Consider the following 19,504-nt stretch of genomic DNA (forward strand, 5'->3'; position numbering starts at 1 on the left):
CTGTTGCAGGTGCTCAACGTGATTTTTGATCAGCCTGTCATCCCTCCGAATACGGGTAATGCGATTCGTTTATGTGCGTGTACTGGGGCGCGGTTGCATCTCGCTGGCCCGTTGGGGTTCAACTTTGAGGATAAGAATCTCAAGCGGGCGGGTTTGGATTATCACGATTTGGCGGATGTTAGTGTTCATGATGATCTTGACGCCGCGTTGGATGCGCTGCCGGGTGCGCGCGTGTTTGCGTTCACTGCGCATGCTTCGACGCGTTATACCGATATCGAGTTTGTCCCTGGTGACGTGTTGTTGTTTGGGACGGAGCCCACGGGTTTGTCTAAGCAGGCGCTGGCGCATCCTCGTGTGACCGAGCAGTTGAAGATTCCGATGTTGGAGGGGCGCCGGAGTCTAAATTTGGCTAATTGTGCGGCTATTGCTGTGTACGAGGCGTGGCGGCAGCTTGGTTTTTCTGGGAGCTGACGACGATCGCACAGGATTGACTGTCGGCGAGGGCCACGGGTTCATCGGCGCCTGCTACTTTGAGCATTTTGAGCGAGGAATGTGGGGTGTCGACGACACTGATGGTTACGCCTGGTAGGATGCCTCGTTGCGCGAGATAGCGCAGGAGTTCCGGGTCGCGGTCGCGGATGCGTTCGACGGTGGCGCTTTCGCCGATGTTGACGCTGGATAGGTCGCGGATTCCAACGATGTCTATGGTGCCGTCGGCGCGGGGGATGGGGTCACCGTGGGGGTCGCGATGTGGGTGGCCCAGTAGGGTGTCGACGCGGTCTAGGAATGTGTCGCTGACTGCGTGCTCGAGGATTTCGGCCTCGTCGTGTACTTCGTCCCAGGTGTAGCCAAGTGTGTCGCATAGAAACATTTCGATGAGCCGGTGGCGGCGAACCATTGCGACGGCTAGGCTGGCGCCTTCTTCTGTGAGGGTGACCCCTTGGTAGGGCTTGTGCTCGACGAGTTTTTGGGCTCTGAGGCGTTTGATTGCCTCGGATACCGTGGAGTTTTTTTCTTCTAGTGCGTCGGCGATTGCGCTGTTGGATGCTGGGGTTTCAGTGCGTTCACAGATCTCCCAAATTACTTTGAGATAGTCCTGGGTTTTTTGTGACAACGACTGAATGTGCATGGATGCTTATAGTAGTCGGCACCCTAGGTAGAACGCACCCGCGGCCAGTGCGATGGTTCCACCTGCAGAAAGATTGAATACGATCGCGACTGCGAGTCCTGCAAGTCCAATGATGACGCCGGCTATGGGCGCTGCGATCATTAAGGCTTGCGGGCTGTTCATGCGTGGCGCAAGCCCCGCTGCTGGTGCTGCCACTAGAGCGATGGCAAGGATGGTTCCGACTGCGGGAATGAGCACCACGATGGTCGAGGTAATCATGGTGAGCATTGTGATTTCGGCGAGCGCGGTGGGCGCTATGCTGCGTCCTGCAATGCTTGCGTGTTTACTGTTGAGTGCTTGGAATCCGCTGCGGTCGAAGGCGTAGAAGATGAGGGTGTTGCCCCACCGAGCGGTGATAGCGAGTGATATTGCGAAGACGATTGCTGCGGCGAGCACATCAGTTCGGTGGATGTTGAGAACGCTGCCGGCGAGGAAGCCTTCGATTTTCAGTGGTAGTGGCGCAAACCATTTGTTGAGGAAGTATCCGAGCGCAAAACCGAGTGTGAGAACAACACCTGCCGCTGACTGTGGCGACATGGTTGATTTGCGAGCCAGCACGAACATCAGCCAACTTAAGGGGACGCAAGCTGCTGTAGCGCCAGCGAAAAGCATGAGGGACAGCCCTGCATGGTCGAGTCCAAAGTGCGCGCCCAGGACGACGCCGATGACGGCACCGGGAAATGTTCCGTGGGTGATGGATTCGGTGAAGAAGACCTTGTTGTTGAGTACTGCGTACACCCCGACTAGTCCCGCGAGTGCGCCGATGATAATGACCTCGACGATGGGGAGGGCTAGGACATTGAGTATCATGAGCGGGCTCCTTCCGTAGCGGAGCTTGCGAATGCGCTGGGTGCTGCTTTAGATACTGCGAGCATGATGAAGTACAGCCCGACGACCGATAGCGCGACGGAGGCTTGGGGGGATATGGAATGGCTTGTGGGGATGTCGAGGGCCAGCATGCCGATGTAGCCGCCGATCGCTCCGAGGAGCACGGCGATGGTGGCCATGGTTTTAATGCTGCCCGCTACGAGTCTGCCTGCCGCACCGGGGATAACAAGGTATCCGATGACGAGCAGTACGCCCACTGCGGTGGATGCTGCGACAACTACTGCAGCGATCGCACCATTGAGTAGTAGATCGATGAGGGTGACGTTGATCCCCGAGGCACTCGCGCCTTGACGATCAAAAGCGACGAAGACTTGTTTGTTCCATGACAGCGCGATCACGGCGTAGGCGAAGGCGCAGACGATGAGGGATTGTATGAGGCGCGGTTCGCTGATTTCGAGGAGCCTGCCGAACATCAGGGCTTCGAGTTGTCCGGACATTTCGCCTTTTTTGAGTGACAGGACGATGCCGAGGGAAAAGAAGCTTGTGAGCACGACTGCGGTGCCTGCTTCGGAGGGGTGTTTGCGGTGAACCGCTGTCAACACGATGGCAACGATAGCCCCCACCGCTGCAGCCCAGGGGATGATCGCGTCGATTCCGCCGAAGAGTGCACCGGCGACTACTCCGGGGAAGATGGAGTGCACGCAGGCTTCGGCATTAAATTCGAGTGCGCGGAGGTTCACGATCACTCCGACGAGGCCCGAGACGATTCCCAGCGCCATGAGCATGATGAATGCTCGCGTGAGGTAGGGTGCGCCGGTGATGGGTTCCAGCAGCATGTCAAGCACAAGCGATCTCCGTTGCCACTTCGCGAGCCCGACCTCCGTATGCGGCGGCCATGTTGGCGTCTGTCATGACCTCTTTGAGGCTGCCGCAGGCCACCTGTCGGCCGGCGAGCAGTAGGAGTTGTTCTGCGACGGCTTCCGCTAGCGAAATATCGTGGGTGGACACGACCACGGATACCCCTTCGGCTTTCACTACTTCGATGATACGGAGCAGGGCGTCGCGGTTGGGTTGGTCGAGTCCGTTGAAGGGTTCGTCAAGCAGGATGAGTTTGGGTTGTGCGGCGATGGCACGCGCGAGGAGGACGCGTTGTTTTTGCCCGCCGGACATAGTGCCGAATCGTTGTTGTGCTTTGTCGAGGAGGTCTACTTGTGCCAGTGCGGAGTCAACGCGTTGTGCATCGGCGGACTTGAGTCTGCCGAAGAGCCCCTGTTTGTGGATGAGCCCCATGGTGACGACGTCGCGTGCACGGACGGGGAAGGTTGCGTCGAGGTCTGCCAGTTGTGGGACGTAGCCGATGCTGCCGGATGGCGCATTGCCGGGTTCGCGTCCGAGGACTTCTGCGGTCCCACTGGCGTGGACCTGTCCGAGAATGGCTTTGAGGAAGGTGGTTTTTCCTGCACCGTTGGGCCCAATGAGGGCCAGTGCACGCCCGGGGGCGAGCTCGAGGTCGAGTCCTGTGACTGCGACGTTCGAGCCCGCCCCTGGGTATGTGAGGTTGGAGGAGTGGAATTTTAGAGTGTTCATAAGGAGTCCCGATGGTGTCAGGATGTGGCGGCGGCTAGCCTGTGTTCCAGATAAAGAGGGTCTTAGTTGAAGTTCGGCGGGGTTGCGTGTCCGCCCCAAGCATCCACGAGGTTCGTGACGTTGTGGACGATGGAACCAATGTAGGTTTCACCTTCGCTACCAGCCGGGCCGAGGGAGTCGCCGTAAAGGGCGTCGTCACCGATGACGGCCTTCACGCCAGCAGCCTTGGCGATTGCTTCGATGGACTTGGGGTTGTTGGAGTTCTCCGCGAACAAGGCAACGGCACCGGAGTCCTTAACCTTTTGTGCTTCTTCGGCGATGTGCTCAGCGGTCGCATCCTGCTGCTCGTTGAAGTCACTCAGAGCTGCACCGATGAAGTTAATGCCGTAGGTCTTAGAGAAGTAACCGAAAGCATCATGGCTGGTGAACAGCACACGGTTGGGTTCGGGGATCGTGTTGATCTGCTCCTTCACCCAGGTGTTGAGTTCATCAAGCTTGTGGGTGTAGGCCTCCACATGCTTCTTGTACACATCTGCTTGGTCGGGGCGGGCTTCCTCGAATGCGTGGCCGATGTTTTCGACCTGGATCTTCGCGTTTTCTGGGGAAGTCCACACGTGCGGGTCGTACGCGAACTCCGCCTGGGTTTCGCCTTCCTCCGGTGGGAAGGGCCAGGGCTGTACGTCGATCTTCTTGATGCCACGGTCGATGGTGTAAGGAAGGTCTGCGTCACTGACCGGCTTGCCATCAAGATCAGTTGCGCTGAGGATACCGGTGGTCACAACCATCGTGCCCTTGAAACCGCTGGAATCAACGGCCTGGTCGAGGAAGTGCTCCAAGTCGACACCGTTGACGAGCATCAAGTCCGCCTCGGACAGTGCCTTCATCTGCTCCTTGGTCATCTCGTGTTCGTGCGCAGATGCGTTGGGGGCAAGGAGGCAAGTGAGGTTTGTGTCGGGTGCGTCGATCTGCTTGACGTAGTCGCAGATCTGGGTTGTGGTAGCTACGACGTTGAGTTCGCCGGTACCAGCCTTTTCTGGTGAGCTGCTGGAGGAAGCATCATCGCTGCTGCATGCTGCGAGGCTGCCTGCTCCGATCAGTGCGGCTACTGCAAGAGCAGTGCCACGAGCTGCAGGCCCGTTAAGGCGCCTGGATCGAATGGACATGGTTGTTAACCTTCCCTTTAAGCGGATGTTCACATCGTACCTTAGAGCAAAGTTCAGCCCATTGAATATTTTGTTTAAATTTTTACCCAATTAGGGGGAGGCAAGCTGATCTAAGCGACGCCCACGCATCACTGTGGCAATACCAACGGCGTCCTCCCACAGCAGGTCATCCACCTCGAAGGAGGTTGGCCCCTTCACCAAATCAAAGCGGACAGTCCCGATCCCGAGTACCCGGCTCACCGGCCCTCGCGTCACACTCACCTCTTGAACATCGGCGGGCTTCACAATGCTAATCTTGCGCCGCAACCAGCCCTTATACAGCACAGATGCCGCATCCTGACCACCGAAAACCAGCCTTAAAACCCGCGCATGCACCGGCCACAATCTCCGCGCAACAGGCGGGCACTGATAGACCCCCACTGCGCCACGGCGCATAAAGCCACCTGCCTGCTCAGCTCCACCGTCACCAGAGCCTAAGTAGTCCTCATCAGCAACGCGGGGCGGAGGCGTCGGCTCCACCCGCACACCGGGTGCCACCAAGCCCAAGACGTCAACCACGTCGTCCCACTGCCCAACAGGCAGAACCACCGGGGCGTCATCAAGCACCCCGTAGCCGGCGACAGAAACCTCCACGCGCCACCAGCCGAGCAGCCGCCACAGCACAGGCTGAGTAATCTGCACACCACGAATCTTGTCCAGGCGCACATTCTTGCTGGTCCGAGTACTCAAACCATACTCAACAGCTAAAGCAGGCCGCCCATCCACCCGCGCCACGCGATAGCGATACAGCCATGAACCATTGACGATCTTCCACCCAGCGCCCGCCACCATCGACACCGCAGCAAAAGCTGACACCCACTGCCCCACCGCGAAGGAAACGATCAACCACACGGCACCCACCACAGTGGACACGGTGCAGGCGGCAGCGATCAACGAACGCTTCATCGGAATCACGGCAGCGTCAGCAGTGGGAGCAGGGTCAGCAGTGGAGGCATCAACCGCAACATCAGTGGTGGCAGCGGCCGTCGCGACGTCAACATGTGTGTCTGCGGTGACACCCAAAATTTCCCGCTTCAACGCATCAGCATCCGCGCGAGTCAAATACTTAATCTCCAGCCGGGAATCCTCCCCGCCCGCGGTTTCCACATGCACCGCAGCCAGACCGAACAACCTAGCAAGCAGCGGCTCCACAATATCGATCGCTTGGATCCTGTCGTAGCGAGCAACCCGTTGTTCCTTCGACAGCACACCAAACTTCAACACAATCTCTTCCCCATCGAGACTGTAGCCACGTGCCCGCCACCAAATGCCCGACAACAGCCACGCCACACAAGCAACCACAATCGCAGCCACCACAGCAACCGCAGCCATTGCCACCTGATGGGATCCCACAAGTGAACTGCTCTGCACAGCCACCGCGGCGTCAACAATCCCACGACGCCCCTGTGTAATCGCAAAAAATGCCAGCGCAACAAATAACTGCCATGCCTCAATCAACGGGGTAACGCGCGCAACCTTACGCATCACATACCACTCATTCGTGTCTTCGCCTTCTGCGACACACGCCGCCGCAACTCCTCTGCCTCCTGCGCAGGCAAACCGGGAATTTTCGTGATGCTCTTCGTGCTGGCGGTATTCAAACTCACGTTGGCCAAACCATAACGCGAATCGATCGGGCCCGAATCAATATCAATATATTGAATCCGCCCATAAGGAACGATGGTTGTCGTATGCCACAACTTACCGCGGGAAATAAACAGATCGTCCTCCCCCTCAGCCCACCCAATGCAACGCACCTGATGCGGAATCAACCACAACTGCCACCCAACATTCACCCCAGCTAGAGCTACCGCAATCCACCACCACGGGCTATGCAGCACCGCCGCAGCCACCGCAGCAACAAACGCAACCACATACACAGGCATCCGCGCTAAAAGACGCGCCTTAATCAAACTGTCCGACACCGGACGCAACTGCTGCCCCACCGCACCCATAGCGTCGAAAGCGACGGCAGGTCCCGCGACGTCATTGTTATCCATGCAGACCTTTATACATAAGCATCAACGGAAATCTCGACTACCTCGACTAAGTGATTCTGCATGCAAAGGAGCCAACGCATCAGCGTCGATACTGACCGCACCAGAGGCATTACGCACAATCCCCCGGACCATCAAGGTCTTCACGCTGCCCGCCAGATGGGCATAGCGCCGCCACACACCCGGACTGAGAACAACGTTGATCAAACCTGTCTCGTCTTCCATGCCCAGAAACGTCACACCACCAGCAGTTCTAGGGCGCTGCCGGTGGGTAACAACCCCCGCAACCCATATGCGCGTGCCATCCTCCACAGCCATCAAGTTATCTGCACTGATGACGCCGCGTGCGTCCAACGCCTCACGCAACAACTCCATCGGCTGCTTGTCTGGTGTCACCCCGGTGCTCGCAATATCTGCACTGAGCAGCTCCAACTCGCTCATCCCGGGCAACGCAGGGGCATGAATAATGTCGATCCCCGGAAGCATCCCCGGATTGTGCGTCGCAGCCACCCCTGCCTCCCACAACGCCTGACGCCGCGTCAGACCAAAGCACGCAAACGCCCCCGCCCGCGCCAAGGATTCCGCCTGCGCCACGCTCAACCCGGCGCGCGACGCGACGTCAGCAATCGAGCTAAAAGGGCCGTCCTGTGCGGCGCCCTCAATCCTTTGCGCAGCCCGAGAACCCACCCCCTTGATACTGCCCAAACCTAGGCGGATAGCGCCATTTTCCACCCGCGCCTGATCAGCAGAGGCCTGCACGCACACGGGCAAAACCTTGACGCCGTGACGCCTGGCATCGCTAATGAGCGACTGCGGCGAATAGAAACCCATCGGTTGGGCGCGCAACAGTGCCACGCAAAACTCCGCAGGGTAATACAGCTTGAACCAGGCAGAATAAAACACCAATGAAGCGAAGGATTGCGAGTGAGACTCGGGGAAACCATAGGAGGCGAAGGCCACCATTTTGTTCCACAGAACCTCAGCTGTGGCGCCCTCGATGCCTTGGGCGGTTTTCAGCCCTTCGAAAAAGCGCTGCTTGAGGGCGTTCATGCGCTCGGGCGAACGCTTCGAACCCATTGCTCGGCGCAGACTGTCAGCCTCTGCCCCGCTGAAACCCGCGGCATCTTTGGCTATCTGCATGAGTTGTTCCTGAAACAGCGGCACACCGAGGGTTTTTTCCAAAGCAGGTTTCAGGCACGGATGGTCGTAGGTAACTGGCTCCAAACCATTGCGCCGACGAATATAGGGGTGCACCGAGCCGCCTTGGATGGGGCCTGGGCGGATCAAGGCAACCTCGACCACCAGATCGAAAAAGGTGCGCGGTTTTAACCGTGGCAGTGTGTTGAGTTGCGCCCGGGACTCCACTTGGAACACGCCCACTGCGTCTGCCCGTGACAGCATTTCGTAGACCTTTGGGTCTTGGCAGTCGATCTGCCACAGCTCGATCGTCCTATTGTGTTGCTCTTGGACTAGGTCGATGGCGTGATGCAGGGCTTCGAGCATCCCTAGGCCCAGGAGGTCGAATTTCACCAAGCCGGCTGCGGCACAGTCGTCTTTGTCCCATTGGATGACGCTTCGCCCTTTCTTGCGCGCCCATTCCACTGGAACGATCTCTGCAATGGGGCGGTCGCAGATCACCATTCCGCCCGAGTGAATGCCCAGGTGTCGTGGGCTCGACTTCAACTGTTGGGCGAGTTCGAGCACGCGTTCGGGCGGCTGACTTGCTGCCTGCCTTGAGGCCCACGCATCGCATACTCCTTGGGGATAGCCGAGTGCGCGGGCGGCGTCACGTATAGCTCCTTTGGTGCGGTAGGTGATGACGTTGGCGACCTGCGCTGCGTTGTTGCGACCGTAGCGTTGGTAGACGTATTGGATGACTTCTTCGCGGCGGCCGGATTCGAAATCGATGTCGATGTCGGGTGGGCCATCGCGCTCTGCGGACAGGAAGCGCTCAAACAGCAGCTTGTTTGCGATGGGTTCCACGTTGGTGATGCCCAGGCAAAAGCACACGACCGAATTGGCGGCGCTGCCCCTGCCTTGGCACAAGATGGTGTTGCGTCTGGCGAATTCGGTGAGGTCGTGAACGATAAGGAAGTATCCCGGGAATCCCAATTGTTCAATGACGTCGAGTTCATGCACTGCCTGCAGCCATGCTGCGCGCGCAACGTCCGCAGGCGCGCCACCATAGCGGCGTCTCCACCCTTTTTCGCATAGTTGGCGCAACCAGGAGATTTCCGTAGTACCTTCTGGCACGGGAAAGGGGGGTAGATGCGCGGTGGCTAGGTCTAGCTCGAAGGTGCAGCGCTCCGCGACTTCTATTGTGGCGGCCACGGCATCCGCGCAATCTGGGTACCGTCGGAGGATGGATGCGCCGCTTTTGATCCACGTGGCACCCAGAGGGTGCAACTGCCCTTGAGCAGCGCCCAAGTGTTGCTTATTGTGGAGTGCTTGTTTTGCTGCTGCGACCCGGGCGTCCCCTTTGGTTGCTGCCCGCGGGCGAGTACTGATGATGCATCGCGCCCCGGTTGCACGCAAGCGCACGTGGTGATCGTAGTCATCGGCTTGCCCAGTTGCCGGAAGTTCTGCAAACACGTTGTCGTGGCCGAAGGCAGCGAGAATCCTTGTGATGAGTTCCTCATCGTGCGAGGCGTCTACCAGGACAATCCAATGGCCTTGGGCGATATCCGCTAGCTCCTCAACACTCGGATAGCAGCGTTGTCCTTTGGAGCCTGCAGCCAACGCGGCGTCACTAATTGTCCGCGATAGTCGCCTGTAGCCTTCCGACCCAGTGACCACTACGGGAAGGATGATACTTGGGCTCAGGGTGAGTTCGGCGCCGAAGATGGTGCCGACGCTTGTCTGCGCCGCGGCTTCTGCACATTGCACAGCGCTGTAGAGCCCATCGCGTTCTAATAGGGCGAGTGCGCTCAGGTTGCTCGCTTGTGCAGCCCGGACCATGTCTGCCGGGGAGCTCGCCCCGATGAGAAAGCTGTAGTTACTGCTGGCGTGGAGTTCCGCGAAGGGTACCGCCGATTGCGCAGCCGTACCATGCTGTTCAATACCACCTTCGCACTCTTCAGCGATCCTACTTGCGCCCTTTTCCTTTAAAGACAGCACATTCCGGGCGGGCTTCAAGGTTCCGACCGTGCCAGAATCGAGCAGGCTAGACAGGCTTGACCAGGGCAAAGGTGAACCTTTAGAGTCGGCCGGCCCCAGAAAACCTGCACCGTTCCAACCATACCCCGGGTCGAACGTAGACATGCGAACATAATAGCGAAAATAGAACAGTCGGGCAATTTTTTCGCACATCTAAAACAATTTTTAGACCGAGCTGTACACTTTTGCGATCTGCTGCTAAGCTACCCGACGAAACTAGAAAGCTCTGTCTATTAAATTTGAGGAGACACCATGTCCCACCGCAACATCCGCCGCATCGGTGCACTAGCCCTCGCCGGCGCACTGTCTTTGAGCCTCGCAGCATGCTCAAATGCCAACGACGGCGACACCATTAAGATAGGCACCACCGATGGTTCCAAGAAGGCTTGGGAAGTCTTCGAAAGCAAGGCCAAAGATGAAGGCATCAACCTTGAGGTCGTCGACTTCTCCGACTACACCACACCCAACAAGGCTTTGTCGGAAGGCAACATCGACGTAAACCTCTTCCAGCACCTGAAATTCCTAGCCCAGTACAACGTAGGCGAAAACGACACCCTGGTTCCCGTAGGTTCGACCGAGATCGTCCCCCTCGCACTGTTCTGGAAGGATCACGACTCCCTCGACGGCATCGAAGGTCAGTCGGTCGTTATCCCCTCTGACGCGACCAACCAGGGCCGCGCAATCAACGTGCTGGTCCAAGCAGGGCTTGTCACCCTGAAGGAAAACGGCCTGGTCACCCCCAACCCTTCCGACATTGACCCGGCCAAGTCCAAGGTGACCGTCACCCCAGTCGATGCCGCCCAGACCCCGGTCGCCTACGGCGAAGGTCGCCCGGCCATCATCAACAACTCCTTCCTCGACCGCGCGGGCATCGACCCCAAGTCCTCCGTGTTCCAGGATGATCCTTCTTCCGAAGAGGCCGAGCCCTACATCAACGCCTTCGTCACCCGCGAAGAGGACCAGGACAACGAAAACATCGCCAAGCTGGTCGAAATCTGGCAGAGCCCCGAGGTCACCGAAGCCGTGGCTGAGGACTCCCGCGGCACCTCCGTCCCCGTCAAGCGTTCCAAGGAAGACCTGAAGAAGATCCTCGAGCGCATCGAGAACAGCGAGCGTAACTAACATGACTAACTCCACTACCCGCCGTTTCACCCGCATCACCGGCCTCGTAGCCGCAGCCGCCATCAGCGTTTCTACCCTGGCTGCGTGCTCCCATGACGACCAAAATCTAAAGCTGCGCGTCGGCACCACCGAAGCGTCCTCCAAGGCGTGGCAAGTTATCGAGCAGCAAGCAGACGCCGCTGGCCTGGATCTTGAAGTAGTCGATTTCAGCGACTACTCCACACCCAACAAGGCATTGTCCGAGGGAACCATCGACGCCAACGCCTTCCAGCATTTGAAGTTCCTCGCCCAGTACAACAAGGGCGAAAACGATAACCTCGTGCCGGTGGCCTCCACCTACATTGTCCCCCTGTCGGTGTTCTGGAAGGGCCACGATTCCATCGATGGCATCGAGGGCGAAACCATCGCTATTCCCTCCGATCCGACCAACCAGGCTCGTGCGATCAACGTTCTCGCCACCGCTGGTCTGCTAAAGCTCAAAGAAGAAGGCTTGATCACCCCCAACCCTTCCGATATTGACGAAGCAGCGTCGAAGGTGAAGGTCAATCCAATCGCCCCTGAACAAACCACCGTCGCATATGGTGAGGGCAAGCCTGCTGTCATCAACAACAACTTCCTGGGCCGCGCCGGAATTGACCCAGAGAGCGCAGCGTACAAGGATAACCCCACCGGTGAAACCTCGGATCCGTACATCAACGTCATCGCCACCCGCGAAGAAAACCAAGATGATCCGGCCATCCAGAAGTTCATCGAGATCTACCACACCCCCGAGGTCGCTGAGGCTCAGGCTGAAGACACCAACGGAACCTCCATCCGAGTCAACCGCCCCAAGGCTGAGCTCATAGAAATCCTCAAGAAGCTTTCTTAAAAACCCAGCTAGATTGGACCACCATGGCGACAGGAACGCGCGTAGAATTTCGCGACCTGACCAAAGTTTTTGACACCAAGGGCGGCAGCGTCACTGCGCTCGACAACATCAACCTGTCTGTCGAGCCGGGCGAAGTCATTGGCATTATCGGCTACTCTGGCGCCGGCAAATCCACCCTTGTCCGTATGATCAACGGCCTTGAAACCCCCACCAGTGGGCAGGTTCTGGTCGGCGAAACCAACATTGTTGGTATGCCGGAAAAGAAGCTGCGCGATGTTCGACGAGGCATCGGCATGATTTTCCAGCAATTTAATTTGCTGACGTCGCGTACAGCTGCGGGAAACATTGAATACCCCTTGCAGCTTGCCGGAATGCCGAAGCGTGAACGCCAGGCTCGGGTCAATGAGCTCCTGGAGTTCGTTGGTCTGAGCGATCGCGGTAACAACTACCCGGAGCAGCTGTCGGGTGGCCAGAAGCAGCGCGTCGGCATTGCCCGAGCGCTAGCGACAAATCCGCAGCTTCTGTTGGCGGACGAGGCCACCAGCGCCCTCGACCCTGACACCACCCAGGAGGTGCTCAAGCTTCTGCGAAAGGTCAACAAGGAGCTTGGCATCACCATCGTTGTCATCACTCACGAAATGGATGTGGTGCGTTCCATCGCCGACAAAGTCGCCGTGATGGAGGATGGCCGCGTGGTGGAGTTCGGTTCGGTCTACGACGTCTTTTCCGCGCCGAAAACGGACGTGGCGCAGCGCTTTGTCGCGACGTCATTGCGTAACACCCCAGACATGGTTGAGGCCGATGATCTGCTTGCCGGCGAGGGGCGACTGTTTACCGTTAACCTCACCGAGGATTCCGGATTCTTCGCTGCCGCTGCCGCTGCCCGAGAGGCCGGCGCCCGCATCTCCATCGTCCATGGCGGTGTGACTACCCTGCAGCGCCACAGTTTCGGCAAAGTGACCGCTCGTCTGACTGGCGATGAGGATGCTGTGCAGGGGTTCTACGACCGTCTGCGCTCCACCACTGACTGCGAGGAAATCCGATGAACGTCACCTATGTTGCAACCAATTGGGATCGTCTGACTCCCAAGCTCGAAGAAGCTATCGTTGACACCCTGTACATGGTTGTCAGCACTCTGATTATTGCCGGCATCATTGGTTTGGGACTGGGTGTGCTGCTGTACACCACGCGTTCGCGCGGAATCTTGTCGAACAAGGGCATGTACAGCTTGTTGAACGTGGTGGTGAACCTTATTCGTCCCATCCCGTTCATTATTTTGTTGGCGGCTCTTGGCCCGGTCACCCGCGGTGTTGTTGGCACCACCATCGGTACAAACGCTGCCATGTTCGTGATGATTGTGGCCGCATCGTTCGGTATCGCCCGCATCGTGGAACAAAACCTGGTCAGTATTGATCCTGGTGTCATCGAGGCGGCTCGTGCGATGGGTGCAAGCCCGTGGCAGATCATTCGCACGGTGATTATCCCCGAGGCCCTTGGCCCGCTGGTGCTGGGCTACACCTTTGCCTTTATCGCGGTTGTCGATATGTCGGCGATGGCCGGCTATGTCGGCGGCGGCGGTTTGGGTAACTTCGCCATCACCTACGGTTACCAGGCGTTTGACTGGAATGTCACCTGGGTGGCGACCGCTGTGATTATCGTGATCGTGCAGGTTGCTCAGTTGTTCGGCAACTGGTTGTCCAAGAAGATTATGCGCCGCTAACAGCTACCCATGCTCGGCCCTTTTTGGGTTCGTCGCCGCAGGACGTGATGACATTGTTGACGTCGCGTTGCTCCAGGTAGACATCCCAGGTTCGGCCGTCAGGGTGGATGACGCGCCGGAGTGCTTCTCCGGCGCTTTTTTCATGCTCATTGTCGGCTGCTTCGACGATGAGGCTGCCCGGCGCGACGGTTTCGCCTTCGCCGATGAGGGCGTTGGCTACTACTAGTTCTGCGACTTGGCCGGGGGCGTCGAAGCATCCGCGGCCGCGGTTGCCGGGGAGGAATAGTTGGCCTTGGTGGAAGGTTTTGAGCATCTCGATTGCGGGGCCGGATGCTAGGCGGCCGAAGGAGTATCCCCAGGGCAGCAGGATCATGGAGGGGGCGAAGCGGTGGCCTTTGGTGTGGGAGGATTCCCAGACGTCGTCACCGTAGAAGCAGGTTTGCATGGCGGCGGCTAGTGGGCGGCCTTTGAGGGCGCAGCATTTGTCTCGTTTGCCGTGGGTGCAGACTAAGACGATGGGGTCTTCGGTGGGTTGTGCACCTAGGTGGGTGTTTCGTCCGGGTCCGCTGAGGTCGAGCCGTAGGAGGTCTTCGGGCCCGTCGACGGCCATTTTTTCCATCCATGGTTCGGTGTGTCCGTCGCCGGTGTAGCACAGGTAGAGCCAGCGTTGTTTGCGGTGTTGGCCGCTGCGTCCGGGTTTGCGGATGAGTTGTAGTGATGCTCGCGCGGCCCTTAGGTGGGCGGTGATTTTTTCGTTGAGTTCGTGGCCGAACGCTTCGCCATCGCTGACGTCGCGTCCCCACCCGTGGAGGTGCTCCAGGGCGACGTAGAAGGTGCCGGTTTTTGCGGTTCCGGCTAGCGGTTCTGTGACGTTGGTGGAGCATGTAGTCATGCTCTTACTATAGGCGCCTTGGGGGGTGATGCTGGCTGGGTCGAAACTTCACAATTGTCTAACAATCGCGTTACAACCTGTGCAGAATGGCCCTATGGGCTCCCTCCCCTGGCGGCTGCTCGGTTAGGCTTCCGGGTATGTTTCATGTCTCCAGTGCATTCAGCACGCTCCGAGTACGCGCCTTTTCTGGCCTGTGTATTGCAGGCTTGTTCGTGGGCTTGTCGGCATGCGGCCAGGCACCGTCAACGACAGACTCCACGACGTTGGATAGCAGCACCGCCGCGTCATCTCCGCAGGCTGGTTTGTTGCCTTTGGGTGAGGCGAACGAAGCTAAGAAGACTCAGTCCGCTGGCGCCCCTGCCCAATTGGTTGTGACCACCATGCGCACCGGCACCCACGAGGGTTTCGATCGTGTGGTTTTCGAGCTTCAGGGGCAGGGGACTCCGGGCTGGTTTGCTGATTATGTTGATGCTCCGACTCAGCAGGCTAGTGGGCATCCGATTGAGGTGGAGGGCGATACCTTCCTCAATATCAATATCGATGGGACTACTTATCCTTTCGAGTTGGGTATTGAGGATCCTGTGTTGGCGCCGGTTCCTGGCCATGGGCCTGTGGTTCAGCAGGTTGTTAACGGTGGCACTTTTGAGGGGCATAGCCAGTTCATCATTGGTATGAAGGGCAAGCACCCTCATTCCATTGAGCTTCTTGACAATCCCACCCGCGTGGTTGTCGACATCCGCGGCTAGTGGTTGGGGGTTAGTAGGCTCCGCTGAGTATCCACCGGCCGTCTGACCAGGTTAGAAGCAATGCTTGTTCGCTGGTGGCGACGTGTAGGAATGCTCTGCGTGTCGGCGTAGCAGTCCACCATCCGGTGTCTTCTGCCCAGGGCCCCGCCCATGCGGTGACTGCGTGCGTCGTACCTTCTACGATCAGTGCGGCAACCGGTGTGTTCAATTCGGCCTCAGCGTTGACGATGACTGCTTGTCCTGCGTAATCGACGACATCCACGTGTTTGCTAAGTATGCGTGAAGGGTGGGGTCCGGGGATCGCTCCCGCCCAGGGAGTGGTCGTGGATTCGTTTTCTAGTGGTCGGTCTCCGTAGGGGAGGAACTCGACGCGTTGCGTGGGGCAACGCCCGCCTGCGGCGTGGGCAATCATCACTTGTTCGGCGCCCCATTGGGCTTGTGCGGTTGCGATGGCCCTGGCGATGGCGCTATCGTCCGCGGCGTCATCGTCTAGCACGCTTCGTGTGCTGGGGGTGTGCATGCTTAGTGGGATGAGTTCGATGGCGCGAAGGGGGCCGCTGACCCATCCGGCGAGCTGCCAGCGAACACGTTCCGCGGTTGCGGCTTCTGTCAGTGCGTCACGGGTGCGCCAGACGCGTTCGTGCATGTCGTCGTGGTTGCTGTAGGCGCGGATTTTTACGCGATCGCAGACCACACCGGCTGCTGCAAGCTTTTCGTGTAACTGTGAGGCTAGTGTTCTGGCGATAAATGCGGCCTCGTCTACGCGGGTAATCGGCGATTCTGGTTCCACGAACACCGCGAGCTCTTCTTGTTTTTCTTGGGTGATGACGTCGCGTTGTGCTCTGGCTGTTGCGATCTCGTAGGCCTCTATGCCTGCCGCACCGAAACGCGAGGCAATGTCGCTGATGCCTGTGCGCCCAAGTTCGACGAACTGCCCTAGTGTTCGTATTCCCATCTCGGTCAGCAGTCCTGGTAGTTCGGTGCCTTCCTCGTCGCAGGCGTGCAGTGCCCCTACTGGTTGCTGCGCTAGGAAGTCCACGCAGCCGCCCGGCGGCACAATATGTTGTTGGCGTGCGGCGATGAGTGCGGTGTGCATGGTGTCGGCGATGCCGATGAAGCAGTCCACCCCTGCTGATGCGCTGGCGTCGATGAGCATTTGGGCTAGGGTGTCTTCGGGTTTCTTGTAGTAGCGCTGCACCGCATCCATGTTGAGCGCCAGTAGTCCGGGGCGGAGCACTTCGCATGTGGCTGCGATGTGGGATAGCGATTGCACGATGGGTTCGAACATGCGCGCCGCCAGGTTGTCGTCGCGGTCGAATACTAATGCCTCGGGCGCTAGTGCCCTGGCGTGGCGTAGCCGCATTGTCCTGCGTATGCCGTGGGCTCGTGCTGCCCCGCAGCAGGCGTAAACCGCATGTTGTTGGGCAATAATCACGGGTGTTGAGTGTGCTTCACCGTGTGCGCGCCGAACTGCCACGACCGGCCAGTCAGGAAACCACAGCACTGCCGTACGCATAATCTTCCTCCTGCGTGTGCCTAGCGCTGTGCATATTGATGATGGCCCGCCTGTCTTGTTCACCGACTGTAATGACGCCGCGATGCTTGTGGCCGCTGCGTGTCTGCGCGCTGATCGCGATATCAACGCCACGGATACGCCCCATCCCCTGCCCGAGGCCGTGCAGGTGTTGGACGTGGGCGTCGATCTCCAGGTCCATGCTGCCCGTCCCAAAAGCAGATGCCTTGCGCATACCGTGCGCTGTGTGCGATACGTGCGAATCGATGAACATCACCGCTGCGGAAGAATCTTTAGAGTTTATTTTCGACCGTAATGCGCGGATAGCGGCGGGGTGAGCGTCGAAGCCACCACAAACAATAAGATCTGCAGATTCAACAAAAAGCTGCACTGCAGTAGTTATAGACCCCGGGTTGGGGATCCACACGATATGGTCCAATCGTCCCCTTTCCGCAACGTTCGCTAGGTTAAGATCCGGGCAAGCAATGAGGACAACCCACCCACCACCAGCACTTATTCGGGCAGCGAGCTCGACTACAAGCGCTGGGCAATCATTAATAATGCTCATGCTGCGGCGCTTCAACTCCACCCCCTCACACAGCGTGGTTACTGCAGGGACAGGGGCGCTCCACTGTGGAACACCGGGCAAACGAGAACGCAGTTGACTAATGACAGCCTGCTTATCTGCGTGAACCTCCCCCTTAGGGATGCTCCGAACACTCGTTCCAACCATAAGCACATCATGGCATACATGTGTGCGAAAGACAACGCCCGAGTGTTCTACACTTTTAGCCTCCCCTAATCGAGGTCGCGCTCTCTCGCCCACCGCGACAAGGCATAACGATTCGACTGCTGAGTCTTACGCAAAATATTTGACGCATGCGTCTCCACAGTCTTCACAGAAATGAACAAATCCGACGCAATCTCCTTATACGTATACCCCCGGGCCAAAAGCCTCAACACCTCCAACTCCCGAGGCGTCAATTGGTCCACCAAATCCACATCAGGCTTCAGCGCCTCAGCACCCCCACGAGACTGGTCCACCGACGGATCCGGCTGAGCAAACGCGTCCAACACAAAACCAGCCAAACGAGGAGAAAACACAGCATCTCCCAAATCCACCCGGGCGACAGCCTCCGCGAGCTCCGCACCCCCAATACTCTTCGTCACATACCCCCGAGCCCCCGCACGAATCACCGAAATAACATCCTCAGCAGCATCCGAAACACTCAACGCCAAAAACTGTGGACGCTCCACCGTCCCCGACGCCCGCACACCACGAATAACCCCCACACCACCACCATCAGGCATGTGCACATCCAGCAACACCACATCCGGAGCAGTACGCACAATCCCCTCGACAGCCTCACCAACACAACCGGCCTCCCCCACGATCTCCAGCGAAGCAAAAGCACCCAACTCCGCACGCAAACCAGAACGGAACACCGGGTGATCATCCACCAAAAAGACCTTAACCATGACTGTCACCCTACAACAGGAACACTCAAAGAAACCTCAGTTCCATACCCCGCACCACTTTTCACCAACGCCTTACCCCCAACACCCTCAACCCGACCCACAATCGACTCCGCAACCCCATGACGATCAGCCGCCACCGACGCGACGTCAAAACCTTTCCCCCTATCTCGAACAAAAATCTCCAACCGCGAACCCCGATGCTCCACAAACACATTGATCGACTCCGCATCCGAATGCTTCGCAGCATTCATCATCGCCTCACGCGCAGCCCCCACAGCAGCACTACCAGCAGCATCAGCCACAACATCCTCCCCCACCTTCACCGTATCGATACGCACCCCAAACAAATCCTCAACCTCAGCCACAGCCTGATCAATCGCCAAAAACACAGACTCCTGCTCCACCGGAGAATCAAACAACCAGGCACGCAACTGACGCTCCTGCCCACGCGCCAAACGCGCAACCTCCGCGGCGTCATCACTGCGCTTCTGAATCAGCGCCAACGTCTGCAGCACAGAATCATGCAACTGAGAAGCAATCGCAGCACGCTCATCCTGCGCCGCACGCGCCGTACGCTCCTGCCACAACCGCACCCCCAACGGCAAACTCAACGCCACCATCCCAGCAAACGTCAACGCAGCAGCAACCATACTGCCCACAAACGCCGCGCGGTTCTCCCAATTCGCCAAAATCAACAACAACCCTGCAAACACCAACGCCATCCCAGCGCCCACAGGCACAACAAAACCGCGCTCCTGAAGCCCCCCAGCAGCATCCAAATTCTTATCCCACGCGCGCCACACCAACACAGCCCCCACCGCAATAGCCCCCAAAGGCAACAACGACACCGCGAAATACGTACTCGGAAACACCACAAACAACAGCACCGCCCACACAGCCACGCCAAACAACAACTGCACAGGTTGGGGAACCTTCGACCTCACACCCTGCACCTTCCCCACCGGACGCAATACCCACAAAGCGGCATACAGCAGCACGAACAGAGGCATCACGCCAGAAATCACCGCCACGCACAGGCGCATCAAAAACGCATTAACGCCAAACTGGGCGGCGATGCCTGCTGCCACGCCCCCAATAATCCGATCATCGGCGCTGCGCACGAACGCGGGATAAGAACTCATGCTCACAATCCAACCACACCCTGATCTTTAAAAAATCGGGGAAAACCCTGATGTTTTCCTGTCAACCCACGCCGATACTTAAAG

Annotated in this window: 19 protein-coding genes; 6 read left to right on the forward strand and 13 right to left on the reverse strand. The window is 58.3% G+C overall.

Annotated elements, in window-relative coordinates; translation table 11 throughout:
• The first annotated feature begins 3 nt into the window (after positions 1-3).
• Entirely contained in the window at positions 4-471 is a 468-nt protein-coding gene (locus CARG_RS07730; protein WP_081761659.1) for a tRNA (cytidine(34)-2'-O)-methyltransferase, read from the forward strand.
• Here CARG_RS07730 and CARG_RS07735 read toward each other — a convergent pair.
• The 8 genes from CARG_RS07735 to CARG_RS07770 all read right to left on the reverse strand — a co-directional run bounded on the left by CARG_RS07735 (position 422) and on the right by CARG_RS07770 (position 10,043).
• A complete protein-coding gene (locus CARG_RS07735) occupies positions 422-1,129 on the reverse strand; it encodes a metal-dependent transcriptional regulator (RefSeq protein WP_021012090.1) in 708 nt (235 codons plus the stop codon). The two genes, CARG_RS07730 and CARG_RS07735, sit on opposite strands and share 50 nt — an antisense overlap.
• Before the next feature lie 6 nt (positions 1,130-1,135).
• Positions 1,136-1,978, reverse strand: coding sequence for a metal ABC transporter permease (locus CARG_RS07740; RefSeq protein ID WP_021012091.1), 843 nt, complete (start codon positions 1,976-1,978; stop codon positions 1,136-1,138).
• Entirely contained in the window at positions 1,975-2,832 is an 858-nt protein-coding gene (locus CARG_RS07745; protein ID WP_046203812.1) for a metal ABC transporter permease, read from the reverse strand. The genes CARG_RS07740 and CARG_RS07745 overlap by 4 nt, the downstream gene beginning before the upstream one ends.
• Before the next feature lies 1 nt (position 2,833).
• Complete coding sequence (locus CARG_RS07750; RefSeq protein WP_021012093.1) at positions 2,834-3,583, reverse strand: metal ABC transporter ATP-binding protein; 750 nt, start codon at positions 3,581-3,583, stop codon at positions 2,834-2,836.
• Positions 3,584-3,645: 62 nt separating this feature from the next.
• Entirely contained in the window at positions 3,646-4,746 is a 1,101-nt protein-coding gene (locus CARG_RS07755; protein WP_021012094.1) for a metal ABC transporter substrate-binding protein, read from the reverse strand.
• A 90-nt stretch (positions 4,747-4,836) separates the two neighbouring features.
• On the reverse strand, positions 4,837-6,270 hold the full coding sequence (locus CARG_RS07760) for a PH domain-containing protein (protein ID WP_021012095.1): 1,434 nt from the start codon (positions 6,268-6,270) through the stop codon (positions 4,837-4,839).
• Positions 6,270-6,785: a PH domain-containing protein gene (locus CARG_RS07765; protein WP_021012096.1), complete on the reverse strand. Its 516-nt coding sequence runs from the start codon at positions 6,783-6,785 to the stop codon at positions 6,270-6,272. Before CARG_RS07765 ends, CARG_RS07760 begins: the two co-directional genes overlap by 1 nt.
• Positions 6,786-6,806: 21 nt before the next feature.
• Positions 6,807-10,043 carry an error-prone DNA polymerase gene (locus CARG_RS07770; protein ID WP_081761731.1) on the reverse strand — a complete coding sequence of 1,079 codons (3,237 nt, stop codon included), beginning with the start codon at positions 10,041-10,043 and terminating at the stop codon, positions 6,807-6,809.
• A gap of 147 nt (positions 10,044-10,190) precedes the next feature.
• Here CARG_RS07770 and CARG_RS07775 point away from each other — a divergent pair, with 147 nt between their 5' ends.
• From CARG_RS07775 to CARG_RS07790, 4 genes are read left to right on the forward strand one after another with little or no spacing between them, the layout of a single operon-like run.
• Complete coding sequence (locus CARG_RS07775; protein ID WP_021012098.1) at positions 10,191-11,060, forward strand: MetQ/NlpA family ABC transporter substrate-binding protein; 870 nt, start codon at positions 10,191-10,193, stop codon at positions 11,058-11,060.
• 1 nt (position 11,061) lies between these two features.
• Positions 11,062-11,928 (forward strand): MetQ/NlpA family ABC transporter substrate-binding protein, encoded by an 867-nt coding sequence (locus CARG_RS07780; RefSeq protein ID WP_021012099.1) that lies wholly within the window; start codon positions 11,062-11,064, stop codon positions 11,926-11,928.
• Between the two features lie 23 nt (positions 11,929-11,951).
• A complete protein-coding gene (locus CARG_RS07785; RefSeq protein ID WP_021012100.1) occupies positions 11,952-12,974 on the forward strand; it encodes a methionine ABC transporter ATP-binding protein in 1,023 nt (340 codons plus the stop codon).
• Complete coding sequence (locus CARG_RS07790; protein ID WP_021012101.1) at positions 12,971-13,648, forward strand: methionine ABC transporter permease; 678 nt, start codon at positions 12,971-12,973, stop codon at positions 13,646-13,648. Before CARG_RS07785 ends, CARG_RS07790 begins: the two co-directional genes overlap by 4 nt.
• Here the strand turns inward: CARG_RS07790 and CARG_RS07795 are convergent.
• Complete coding sequence (locus tag CARG_RS07795) at positions 13,635-14,540, reverse strand: sucrase ferredoxin (protein ID WP_021012102.1); 906 nt, start codon at positions 14,538-14,540, stop codon at positions 13,635-13,637. The two genes, CARG_RS07790 and CARG_RS07795, sit on opposite strands and share 14 nt — an antisense overlap.
• 137 nt (positions 14,541-14,677) lie before the next feature.
• Between CARG_RS07795 and CARG_RS07800 the strand changes: the two genes are divergently transcribed.
• On the forward strand, positions 14,678-15,286 hold the full coding sequence (locus tag CARG_RS07800; protein ID WP_021012103.1) for an AMIN-like domain-containing (lipo)protein: 609 nt from the start codon (positions 14,678-14,680) through the stop codon (positions 15,284-15,286).
• A 10-nt stretch (positions 15,287-15,296) separates the two neighbouring features.
• Here CARG_RS07800 and CARG_RS07805 read toward each other — a convergent pair whose 3' ends face one another.
• The 4 genes from CARG_RS07805 to CARG_RS07820 form a co-directional block, all read right to left on the reverse strand.
• A complete protein-coding gene (locus CARG_RS07805) occupies positions 15,297-16,802 on the reverse strand; it encodes a DNA polymerase Y family protein (RefSeq protein WP_041747114.1) in 1,506 nt (501 codons plus the stop codon).
• On the reverse strand, positions 16,774-17,532 hold the full coding sequence (locus CARG_RS09910; RefSeq protein WP_041747116.1) for a hypothetical protein: 759 nt from the start codon (positions 17,530-17,532) through the stop codon (positions 16,774-16,776). The genes CARG_RS07805 and CARG_RS09910 overlap by 29 nt, the downstream gene beginning before the upstream one ends.
• Before the next feature lie 65 nt (positions 17,533-17,597).
• A complete protein-coding gene (locus tag CARG_RS07815; RefSeq protein ID WP_021012106.1) occupies positions 17,598-18,278 on the reverse strand; it encodes a response regulator in 681 nt (226 codons plus the stop codon).
• A gap of 5 nt (positions 18,279-18,283) precedes the next feature.
• Positions 18,284-19,420, reverse strand: coding sequence for an ATP-binding protein (locus CARG_RS07820; protein ID WP_021012107.1), 1,137 nt, complete (start codon positions 19,418-19,420; stop codon positions 18,284-18,286).
• Between the last annotated feature and the right edge of the window lie 84 nt (positions 19,421-19,504).

The organism is Corynebacterium argentoratense DSM 44202 (assembly GCF_000590555.1).
Taxonomy (GTDB): Bacteria; Actinomycetota; Actinomycetes; order Mycobacteriales; family Mycobacteriaceae; genus Corynebacterium; species Corynebacterium argentoratense.

Bases quoted from the DNA above. Each gene is read 5' to 3' on its own strand.
- CARG_RS07735 (WP_021012090.1), bottom strand. From the start codon at position 1,129: ATGCACATTCAGTCGTTGTCACAAAAAACCCAGGACTATCTCAAAGTA.
- CARG_RS07770 (WP_081761731.1), bottom strand. From the start codon at position 10,043: ATGTCTACGTTCGACCCGGGGTATGGTTGGAACGGTGCAGGTTTTCTG.
- CARG_RS07785 (WP_021012100.1), top strand. From the start codon at position 11,952: ATGGCGACAGGAACGCGCGTAGAATTTCGCGACCTGACCAAAGTTTTT.
- CARG_RS07775 (WP_021012098.1), top strand. From the start codon at position 10,191: ATGTCCCACCGCAACATCCGCCGCATCGGTGCACTAGCCCTCGCCGGC.
- CARG_RS07760 (WP_021012095.1), bottom strand. From the start codon at position 6,270: ATGCGTAAGGTTGCGCGCGTTACCCCGTTGATTGAGGCATGGCAGTTA.
- CARG_RS07765 (WP_021012096.1), bottom strand. From the start codon at position 6,785: ATGGATAACAATGACGTCGCGGGACCTGCCGTCGCTTTCGACGCTATG.
- CARG_RS07755 (WP_021012094.1), bottom strand. From the start codon at position 4,746: ATGTCCATTCGATCCAGGCGCCTTAACGGGCCTGCAGCTCGTGGCACT.
- CARG_RS07815 (WP_021012106.1), bottom strand. From the start codon at position 18,278: ATGGTTAAGGTCTTTTTGGTGGATGATCACCCGGTGTTCCGTTCTGGT.
- CARG_RS07790 (WP_021012101.1), top strand. From the start codon at position 12,971: ATGAACGTCACCTATGTTGCAACCAATTGGGATCGTCTGACTCCCAAG.
- CARG_RS09910 (WP_041747116.1), bottom strand. From the start codon at position 17,532: ATGGTTGGAACGAGTGTTCGGAGCATCCCTAAGGGGGAGGTTCACGCA.
- CARG_RS07795 (WP_021012102.1), bottom strand. From the start codon at position 14,540: ATGACTACATGCTCCACCAACGTCACAGAACCGCTAGCCGGAACCGCA.
- CARG_RS07750 (WP_021012093.1), bottom strand. From the start codon at position 3,583: ATGAACACTCTAAAATTCCACTCCTCCAACCTCACATACCCAGGGGCG.
- CARG_RS07805 (WP_041747114.1), bottom strand. From the start codon at position 16,802: ATGCGTACGGCAGTGCTGTGGTTTCCTGACTGGCCGGTCGTGGCAGTT.
- CARG_RS07800 (WP_021012103.1), top strand. From the start codon at position 14,678: ATGTTTCATGTCTCCAGTGCATTCAGCACGCTCCGAGTACGCGCCTTT.
- CARG_RS07820 (WP_021012107.1), bottom strand. From the start codon at position 19,420: ATGAGTTCTTATCCCGCGTTCGTGCGCAGCGCCGATGATCGGATTATT.
- CARG_RS07740 (WP_021012091.1), bottom strand. From the start codon at position 1,978: ATGATACTCAATGTCCTAGCCCTCCCCATCGTCGAGGTCATTATCATC.
- CARG_RS07745 (WP_046203812.1), bottom strand. From the start codon at position 2,832: ATGCTGCTGGAACCCATCACCGGCGCACCCTACCTCACGCGAGCATTC.
- CARG_RS07780 (WP_021012099.1), top strand. From the start codon at position 11,062: ATGACTAACTCCACTACCCGCCGTTTCACCCGCATCACCGGCCTCGTA.